The sequence below is a fragment of the Paraburkholderia sp. JHI2823 genome (genome assembly GCF_038900695.1).
In the GTDB taxonomy this organism is placed as follows: domain Bacteria; phylum Pseudomonadota; class Gammaproteobacteria; order Burkholderiales; family Burkholderiaceae; genus Paraburkholderia; species Paraburkholderia mimosarum.
In genome coordinates this window covers 1-9,243 of sequence record NZ_JAYMRY010000082.1, presented here as the reverse complement: position 1 = coordinate 9,243, position 9,243 = coordinate 1, and the positions used below count along the sequence as shown (strand labels likewise).

Annotated in this window: 8 protein-coding genes; 6 read left to right on the top strand and 2 right to left on the bottom strand. The window is 60.2% G+C overall.

The genetic code is table 11. The features are described from left to right. Positions 1 to 152 precede the first annotated feature (152 nt). Positions 153 to 326: a hypothetical protein gene (locus VSR34_RS36815; RefSeq protein ID WP_342965051.1), complete on the bottom strand. Its 174-nt coding sequence runs from the start codon at positions 324 to 326 to the stop codon at positions 153 to 155. 278 nt (positions 327 to 604) lie between these two features. Continuing rightward, positions 605 to 1,951 carry an MFS transporter gene (locus VSR34_RS36810; RefSeq protein ID WP_342965050.1) on the bottom strand — a complete coding sequence of 449 codons (1,347 nt, stop codon included), beginning with the start codon at positions 1,949 to 1,951 and terminating at the stop codon, positions 605 to 607. A gap of 377 nt (positions 1,952 to 2,328) precedes the next feature. Between VSR34_RS36810 and VSR34_RS36805 the strand changes: the two genes are divergently transcribed. The 6 genes from VSR34_RS36805 to VSR34_RS36780 form a co-directional block, all read left to right on the top strand. Continuing rightward, complete coding sequence (locus VSR34_RS36805) at positions 2,329 to 3,513, top strand: methyl-accepting chemotaxis protein (RefSeq protein ID WP_342965049.1); 1,185 nt, start codon at positions 2,329 to 2,331, stop codon at positions 3,511 to 3,513. Between the two features lie 285 nt (positions 3,514 to 3,798). Further along, positions 3,799 to 4,764, top strand: coding sequence for a GlxA family transcriptional regulator (locus VSR34_RS36800; RefSeq protein WP_244145325.1), 966 nt, complete (start codon positions 3,799 to 3,801; stop codon positions 4,762 to 4,764). Positions 4,765 to 5,008: 244 nt separating this feature from the next. Further along, positions 5,009 to 6,220 (top strand): M24 family metallopeptidase, encoded by a 1,212-nt coding sequence (locus VSR34_RS36795; RefSeq protein ID WP_342965048.1) that lies wholly within the window; start codon positions 5,009 to 5,011, stop codon positions 6,218 to 6,220. Between the two features lie 64 nt (positions 6,221 to 6,284). Beyond that, positions 6,285 to 7,544 carry a serine hydroxymethyltransferase gene (gene glyA / locus VSR34_RS36790; RefSeq protein ID WP_342965047.1) on the top strand — a complete coding sequence of 420 codons (1,260 nt, stop codon included), beginning with the start codon at positions 6,285 to 6,287 and terminating at the stop codon, positions 7,542 to 7,544. A 7-nt stretch (positions 7,545 to 7,551) separates the two neighbouring features. Then, a complete protein-coding gene (locus tag VSR34_RS36785) occupies positions 7,552 to 8,928 on the top strand; it encodes an L-serine ammonia-lyase (protein WP_028230873.1) in 1,377 nt (458 codons plus the stop codon). Positions 8,929 to 8,939: 11 nt separating this feature from the next. Beyond that, the coding region (locus VSR34_RS36780) for an FAD-dependent oxidoreductase (RefSeq protein ID WP_342965046.1) at positions 8,940 to 9,243 on the top strand (304 nt) is incomplete at its 3' end.

The following is a 9,243-nucleotide window of genomic DNA, read 5'->3' as shown; positions in this document are numbered from 1 at the left end:
AAAATAGCCTCAAGCCGCCGAAAGAACGTTGAATTCGCGTTGCGATTGCACAATGCGAAAGTTTGCGACCGGCGGGCGCGTAAATCGAGGAGCGCCGCTTCCGCCGAGGGTGTATTTCCGCAACCTGCTAGAGGATTGACTGTCAACTCGCCTCATTTCGTGGAGCAGCCCTTCGGATCGTCGTGCAGGCGCGTGCTGTCACCAGCACGCGCCTGGCCATTCACAATTGCAACGACCACGGTACTGCCGTTGGAACGATTTCGCCTTTTTTGTTTCGCCTCACTGGCAACATGCGCATTGCCCCGAATTAGAAGGGCGGTGGGCATTTACGTAAATCCCGATTTCGACGCGGATCGTGCAGTTGCTGTACTCGCCCGGTCACGCGTCACAAATTGAATGCTGCTTGACCGGTCATGCCTTCATAGAGCGTGTTCGACGGCGGCACGACGGTCAATCATGTGGGAAGTCGCCATGGACCACGTGTGACCGTGGCCCCTTGCGCCAGCGTTGCAAGCGTCGGTGCGTGCGGGAGGACGCTCAACATGGGGATGTTCAAAAACATCGGCATGTCACACTTGGCGCTCGAATCGAGCCTCGGTGAAAGTCAGTCGTTCGGCGACAGGGCGATATCCGCCTTTGCCGTATCCAGACGCAGGCTGAACACAGCAAGCGCAGCCCCCGCGAGCGGAACCGCCAGTGCGAGAAAAAAGCCGGAAGGCCCTCCCCACGACAGAAACGTGCCGCCGATCGCAGATCCCGCGATCGCACCCGCACGTCCCATACCGATTGCCCACCCCGTTGCCGTGGCACGCAAAGCCGTTGGGTACGCGCCCGCGATCAGGTAGTTCAGCGCAATCTGCTGCCCGCCGATGCCAAAACCCGCTGCCCCCGCGAGAGCGAAGAAAAGTGCCCAGTTCGTGCCGGCATGACTCAGGCCGAGCGCAATGACGATGCCAGAAGCGAACATCGCGCCAAGCAGATTGCGTGTGTTCATGCGAGGCAAGAGAAACGAGAGCGGAATCGCACAAATGATGAACACGGCATTGACGATCACAGTGCCGAGCGGTGCCTGTGCCGCCGGCAGACCGGCAGACTTGAGTACGGTGGGCAACCATGAGAGAAGCATGAACCACGCGACCCAGTTGAGCAGATAAACGGTCCAGATTGCGAGCGTTTTGCCTGCATAGCCGTCCCGGAACAGCGCACCGACGCTTGCCTTCTCAACAGCTTCTTCTGGCACGGTGAAGCGCACGTCGGGTGGCAACGGCTGTGTCACGATCTTCGCGAGCGTCTTGTGCACGTATTGCTGCCCGCGCGCATCGCCCTGCGACGCCCGATAGTAGAGTGACTCGGGCAGCAAAAGCGCTGCGAGTACGAGCACGGCCAGCGGCACACCACCGCCTACGACAAAGATGCCCTGCCACCCAATGACAGGCAGCATCCGTGCCGCGAGCAAGCCTCCGAACATGGCCCCCGCGGGCAGGCCGAGCAACACGCCGGTCATGATCGCACCGCGCAGTCGTACCGGACCGTACTCGGCGGCGAGAGCGAGCAGCACCGGTGTGCAGCCGCCCATGCCCAATCCGGCAATGAAGCGCAACACCAGGATCTGTTGGGGATGACTCGCCCAGGAAGTGGCCAGCGTCGCGCAGCCAAAAAGCGCAAGGCCGATCATGATCGCGGGCCGGCGGCCTATGCGGTCGCCGACGAGACCCAGCGTCATCGCGCCAACGGTCATGCCGATGATCCCGGCGGTCAGGATGGGTGCCAGCGCGCCGGCGGCGAGTTTGAACGCAGCGAGAATCGCTGGCCCGGTAAAGGCGATGGCCTGTGTATCGAAACCATCGAGCAGCGCAATCAGCACGCAGATTGCGAGCACACGGCATTGGAACGCACCGAGCCGTTCTCTGTCGATCAACGCCGGAATGGACCGAATAGAAGGGGGAATCATGACGATGTCTCCAAAGCCCACGTTTCCTGCAGAAGCGTGGCAATTGTTTTTTTAAAATTCAGCTATCTACAACGCGGCGATCCATTCTTCATTGAGAAAAAAATGGCGCCAAACATATTGACTATTAGCTTGCTACGAATCCATCCAAGCATAGATCGCCGCAATTCGTCGTGTCCAACACCTAAAAGGTATCGATCCATACCTTTACGGCATGATTTTTGGAGGGGTGGTCGATTGCCAAAAGTACGCGGCGTGTAAACCCTGGTATCAAGTTGTGTTGTCAACGAGACGATGTACGTGCAAGCTAATACGCCGAATCATCGCGTCCTATCGGGTAACGGCATCATTTTATATCGATGATCGAAAAGAAGAAGCACATGAAGATCTCTCACGAAGGCATGCTCAATCACCAGCCGAACCGGCTACAGCAACGTGCGAATGCGTTCACGGTTCGCCATCGCATTCTGCTTTACTTCGGCGGATGCATGACAGCCACACTGGCTGTTTTGAGCGTTGCCATCACCGCTCTCATCGAGCGCACGACCGAAGCTCGGACAATTGCGCTGATAGTTGCAGCCGTTGCTGCTTTCCTGCTATTTCTCGCGTCGCTCCTCGGAATGCTCACCTTTACGAGGGTGGTCCACGGCGGCCTGCTTCGCATGCGAGCGAAGTTCGCTGAACTGGCGGACACGCTGGATATATCGCGGCGGGCGGCGAGTCCACGCATGGATGAATTCGGACTCGCGGCAGTCGAGTTTGACCGCATGCTCTCGCGCATCGAGTCGGCGATCATCGCTGTTTCCGCATCGGCGCAGGGCGTCGCGACCGCAACCGGCGAGATCGCCTCCGGGAATCTCGACCTCTCCTCGCGCACCGAGCAGCAAGCCGCGTCACTGGAGGAAACCGCCTCCAGCATGCTGCAACTCTCGGATACGGTCAGGGGCAATGCCAGCAGCGCGCAACAAGCCAATCACGCAGCCAGATCGGCGGTTCAGTTTGCACAGCGAAGCAGCGTAGCGGTGTCTGAAATGGTCAGCACCATCGGCGACGTGAGTGAGAATTCCAAAAGGATCGCGGAGATAAACGGGCTCATCGAAGGCGTGGCGTTCCAGACGAATATTCTGGCGTTGAATGCCGCTGTCGAAGCAGCGCGCGCCGGTGAGCAAGGTCGAGGGTTTGCTGTGGTGGCCGGCGAAGTGCGAAGCCTCGCACAGCGCACCTCTGCCGCTGCCCGGGAAATCAAATTGTTGATCGCAACGTCTTCCTCGACAGTGGAAATGAGCCTGAGCCGCGCGGCAGATGTCAAAGACTCGATGGACGAAGTCCATCGAGCGATTGCAAAAGTGTCCAGTCTCGTGGATGAAATTGCCTGCGCCACGGAAGAACAAAGTCGGAGTCTGGGCGAAATCAGCCAGGCGGTTTCGCAAATGGAGGGCGTCACGCAGCAGAATGCGGCGCTCGTGGAGCAAATTGCTGCCGCATCCGAGGCGCTGCGAGAGCAGGCAAAGGGCTTGCGGGCAACGGTAGATCAATTTACGCTGCGAACGGCCATATCGACGTAACCTTGGCTCAGTGCACACGGCGCTGCGAGCCGTTTAGCCAATGCAGATTCCGATTCGCCTTGCTGCACCGCTGTCGGGCGATTCCGGCCTGGTAGCCCCATTGCGGACTATTGGCCCCAACCCGTTCTCAGTTGTGATGTGCTGCCGTCACTCGTGATAGGAGCGCGAGATGAATTTCCCCTATACTCGCCGAAGCACTACCGTGGTCATGCTTGCGGTTAAACCGATCTTCCGATGTCAACGACACTATCCAGACTGTCTGCGCCCACCAAGGTACGTGACGGCATGCACGATCTGCGGGTCATGCGCTATGGCTTCCTCTTGGTCGAAAACTTTTCCCTGATTGCACTGGGTTCAGCCATCGACCCTCTTCGCATTGCCAATATGATCGTCGGGCGGCGTGTGTACGACTATCGCCTGATCGGTCCGGGCTGCGACTTCGTTTCATCGAGTGACGGAATCCGGGTGGTGCCTGACGTCTCGATGGCGGACAGCGAGGCTTTCGATGTGGTGTTCGTCGTTGGGCCCAACCCCATTCCGAAAAAGGGGATTGGCGCAGTTCTCGACTGGTTGCGTCGGCAGGCGGGGAAGGGCGCCGCACTGGGCGGCCTCGACACCGGGAGCTACTTCCTGGCGCGTGCCGGATTGCTGAACGGATATCGCTGCACGATTCACTGGGAAGATCAGGATGTGCTCACGGAGCAGTTCCCTAAGCTGACTGTTTCCACTCGGCTGTTCGAGATCGACCGGAATCGCTATACCTGCAGCGGCGGTGTTGCGCCGCTCGATCTGATGGTGCATCTGCTTGCGAACCCGCCCGGTAGCCAGGCACTGGCGGCGCGTGTTCTCGAATTGCTGGTTGCCGAGCCGCGCAGCCGCGAATATCGTCAGCAGACGTCTTTGCGCCAATATATCGGCGCGGAGCATGCCAAGCTGGACGAGGCATTGCAACTCATGGAAAGCAACGTCGAAGAGCCGCTTGCCGTACCGGAGATTGCGTCTCACCTCGGGGTCTCGCAAAGGCAGCTGCAGCGATGGTTCGACGAACGGCTTGGTAAATCGCCGGCGGAGGCATACCTCGAGATTCGGCTCTTGCGGGCCCGGCAGCTCCTGTATCGCACGGCAACCTCGCTCGAAGAAGTCGCCGTGCGCACCGGTTTCACATCCACAACCCACTTCTCCACGCGCTACAAGGCGCAATTCCAGATCTCGCCAATCGCCGACAGGCGTCGCTATCAGAACGCGCTGTAGTTCCTCCTGGCCCGGCCGGGCACACACCCGCCCAGCGCCGCTCGCGCATTAACCGAGTCACCGTCAGCGCGTGTGCCGTTGGGCAGTGTGCTCGCACGTACAAAACAAACAGGCGATGGACTTCATGGTTAACCCGATTTGGCCAAATCAGGGATTACATTGTCCATTTCGGAAAATCTAAAAACTCTCAAACTTCTACCATCTGCTCATACCCACCACGCTTTTTTCACCCTGGAGCGAGCTCATGAAGATGGAGAACCTGATTCGAATCGAGAATGGCGAGAAGGTGAAGCACACCTTTTCCGATGAGGAGTACGCCACCCGTCAGCGCAAACTGCGCGAGCTGATGGCGCGCGAGAACATCGACGCCGTGCTTTTCACGTCGTACCACAACATCAACTATTACTCGGACTTTCTCTACTGCTCATTCGGTAGAAAGTACGGTCTCGTCGTCACGCCGTCGAAGGTCGTCTCTATCTCTGCCAATATCGACGGGGGGCAGCCGTGGCGTCGCACGATCGGCGACTACAACGTGGTCTACACCGACTGGCAGCGCGATAACTTCTTCCGCGCCGTGCAGGGCGAGATCGACAACAAGGGGCGCGTTGGCATCGAGTTCGATCACGTGCCGCTCGAAGTGATGTCGAAGCTGAAGGCTGCGCTGCCGTCAGTCGAGTTCGTCGACGTCAGCGCCCAGACGATGCGCATGCGCATGATCAAATCCGACGAAGAGATCGCGTTAATCAAGCATGGCGCGAACGTATGCGATATCGGTGGCGCAGCACTCGCCGCCGCTGTCCACGAGGGCGTGCCCGAGCATGAGGTTGCGCTCGCTTCCACGCAGGCGATGGTGCGCGAAATCGCGCGCCGCTTTCCTGATTCGGAACTGATGGACACGTGGACGTGGTTCCAGTCGGGCATCAATACGGATGGCGCTCACAATCCAGTCACGACGAGACAGGTGCAAAAGGGCGACATCCTCAGCCTGAACTGCTTCTCGATGATCGCAGGCTACTACACGGCGCTGGAACGCACGATGTTCTTCGACCATTGCCCCGACGAGCATTTGCGCCTGTGGAAGGTCAATGTGGAAGTGCACGAGGCTGGCCTGAAGCTGATCAAGCCGGGTGCCCGTTGCTGCGATATCGCGCTCGAGCTCAACAAGATTTACGCCGAATACGGGCTGCTGCAATACCGCACATTCGGCTATGGCCACTCGTTCGGCGTGCTGTCGCACTACTACGGCCGCGAGGCAGGGCTCGAACTGCGCGAAGACATCGACACGGTGCTGGAGCCCAACATGGTCGTTTCGATGGAGCCGATGATCATGCTGCCCGAGGGCCAGCCCGGCGCTGGCGGCTATCGCGAGCACGACATCCTCGTGGTCGGTGAAAAGGGCGCCACCAACATCACGGCTTTCCCATACGGTCCGGAGCACAACATCATCAAAGGCTGACCGGTTATCGCTGCCCCGCGGCGCATGCCGCGGGTACTTCTTTCGCTGTGGAGGAGACACGACCGTGTTTTCGAGGGAACAAACGATTGCCGGATTTGATCCGGATCTCGCCGAGGCAATGCGTCTCGAGCGCGCGCGTCAGGAAGCGCATATCGAACTGATTGCATCCGAGAACTATGCGAGCCCGCGCGTGCTCGAGGCGCAAGGCTCCGTCCTCACCAACAAGTATGCCGAGGGCTATCCCGGCAAGCGCTACTACGGCGGTTGTGAGCACGTCGATGTGGTCGAGCAGCTGGCAATCGCACGCGCCAAAGCGCTGTTCGGGGCTGACTTCGCGAACGTGCAGCCGCATAGCGGATCGCAGGCCAATGCAGCCGTGTATCTCGCCTTGCTGTCGCCCGGCGATACGATTCTGGGAATGAGTCTCGCGCATGGCGGACATCTCACGCATGGCGCGAAGGTTTCCTTCTCGGGGAAGATCTTCAACGCGGTGCAATACGGGGTGGACGCGAAGACCGGTCTCATTGATTACGAAGAGGTCGAACGTCTCGTGATCGAGCATCGTCCGCGCATGATCGTGGCGGGCTTCTCCGCCTACTCACGCATCATGGATTTTGCGACGTTCAGGAGCATTGCAGACAAGGTGGGGGCGTGGCTCTTCGTGGATATGGCGCATGTGGCGGGGCTTGTCGCCGCGGGTCTGTATCCGAACCCGGTGCCGTTCGCCGATGTCGTGACCACGACGACGCACAAGACGTTGCGGGGCCCCCGCGGCGGCATGATTCTCGGTCGCGCGAACGCGGAAATCGAAAGGAAGCTGAACGCGATGGTGTTCCCGGGCACGCAGGGCGGCCCGTTGATGCACGTGATCGCCGCCAAGGCGGTCGCGTTCAGGGAGGCACAGAGCCCGGAATTCAGGGCGTACCAGCAACGCACGCTCGCCAACGCGCGCGCCATGGTGGAGGTTTTCACTGCGCGCGGCTACGACGTGGTCTCGGGCGGCACGGACGACCATCTGTTCCTCGTGAGTCTCGTCAGGAAAGGCATAACCGGAAAGGACGCGGACGCTGCCCTCGACCGGGTTCATATCACGGTGAACAAGAACGCCGTACCCAACGATCCACAATCGCCGTTCGTCACGAGCGGCATTCGCATCGGCACGCCGGCGATCACCACCCGCGGCTTCGAGGAAAGCGATGCCGCTTTGACCGCAAGGCTGATTTGTGACGTGCTCGACCATCTGGGGGATGCGCAGGTCGAAGCCCGCGTGCGCGACGAAGTCGCGCAGCTGTGCGCCCGCTACCCGGTCTACCGGGATCTGTGAGGATGCCATGAACGTGAGCGCATTCGATCTGTTCAAGATTGGAATTGGTCCCTCCAGCTCGCACACAGTAGGGCCCATGATCGCCGCATGCAGGTTTGCCGGACGTTTGCGCGATCGTTCCCTGCTCGCCCGCCTGTGCTCGATGCGCATTGAACTGTTCGGTTCGCTTGGTGCAACCGGAAAGGGGCATGGCACTGACAAGGCGGTGCTGCTCGGCCTCGAGGGGAATCTGCCCGATACGATTGATCCCGACTATGCGGAACAGCGCGTCGCCGCCATACGCGCCACGAAGGAACTGGATCTGGTGGGCGAGCGCCGGATCGCCTTCGATGAAAAGACGCAGATAGCTTTTCTGCGGCGCGAGGTCCTCCCGCTGCATCCGAATGGAATGCGCTTCACGGCGCTCGATACGAATGGATCGGTGCTGGATACGCAGGCGTACTACTCGGTGGGCGGCGGCTTCGTCGTCAACGATGCCGGCGAGCGGCTCAATGGCCTGCCCGGTACGAACGACGTGCCGTATCCGTTTCGGACCGGCGTGGATCTCTTGCGCCTCTGCGGGGAGAGTGGTCTGTCGATCGCCGACGTGATGCTGGCGAATGAGTCCACGTGGCGCACGCCCGAAGCGGTGCGCGCGGGCCTGCTGACGATTCGCGACGTGATGGCGGCATCGATTGCACGCGGGTGCGCGATCGAGGGCACACTACCCGGTCCGCTGAAGGTCCGCAGGCGCGCCTCAGCGGTCTACCAGCAGTTGAAGGCGCAATCGGAAGAGTGCCTGCGAGATCCCTTGTCGATGATCGACTGGATCAACCTCTATGCCATGGCCGTGAACGAGGAAAACGCAGCGGGGGGCCGCATCGTTACCGCACCGACCAACGGCGCGGCGGGGATCATCCCGGCTGTGCTCCAGTACTACACCAGATTCGTGCCGGGCTCCGGCGATGACGGCGCGGTGACGTTTCTTCTGACCGCCGCCGCGATCGGTCTGCTCTATAAGGAGAACGCGTCGATATCTGGCGCCGAGGTGGGGTGTCAGGGGGAAGTGGGCGTCGCGTGTTCGATGGCTGCTGCTGCGCTTGCGGCAGTCCTGGGTGGTACGCCTGAGCAGGTCGAGAACGCCGCCGAGATCGGCATGGAGCACAACCTCGGCATGACTTGTGATCCGGTCGGCGGCCTCGTGCAGATTCCGTGCATCGAGCGCAACGCCATGGGTGCCGTGAAAGCCGTCAACGCAGCCCGGATGGCGCTCAGGGGTAACGGTAAGCACTATGTTTCGCTCGACAAGGTCATCAAAACGATGCGCGAAACGGGCGCGGACATGAAAACCAAATACAAGGAAACTTCGCGCGGAGGCCTTGCGGTCAACGTGATCGAGTGCTGAGGGAGGAAGACATGAGCCACTATTCGATATTCAGTCTGTTGCGCAACGGGTTGTCGTATCACGAGAACTGGGAGCGGCAGTGGAGAAGCCCGGAGCCGAAGAAGGAGTACGACGTGGTGATCGTCGGCGGCGGCGGCCATGGTCTCGCGACGGCCTATTACCTCGCGAAGGAGCACGGCGTGAAGAACGTCGCGATCCTGGAGAAGGGCTGGATCGGCGGCGGCAATACGGCGCGCAATACGACCATCGTGCGTTCCAATTACCTGTGGGATGAATCCGCGGCGCTCTACGAAAAGGCGATGAAGCTCTGGGAAG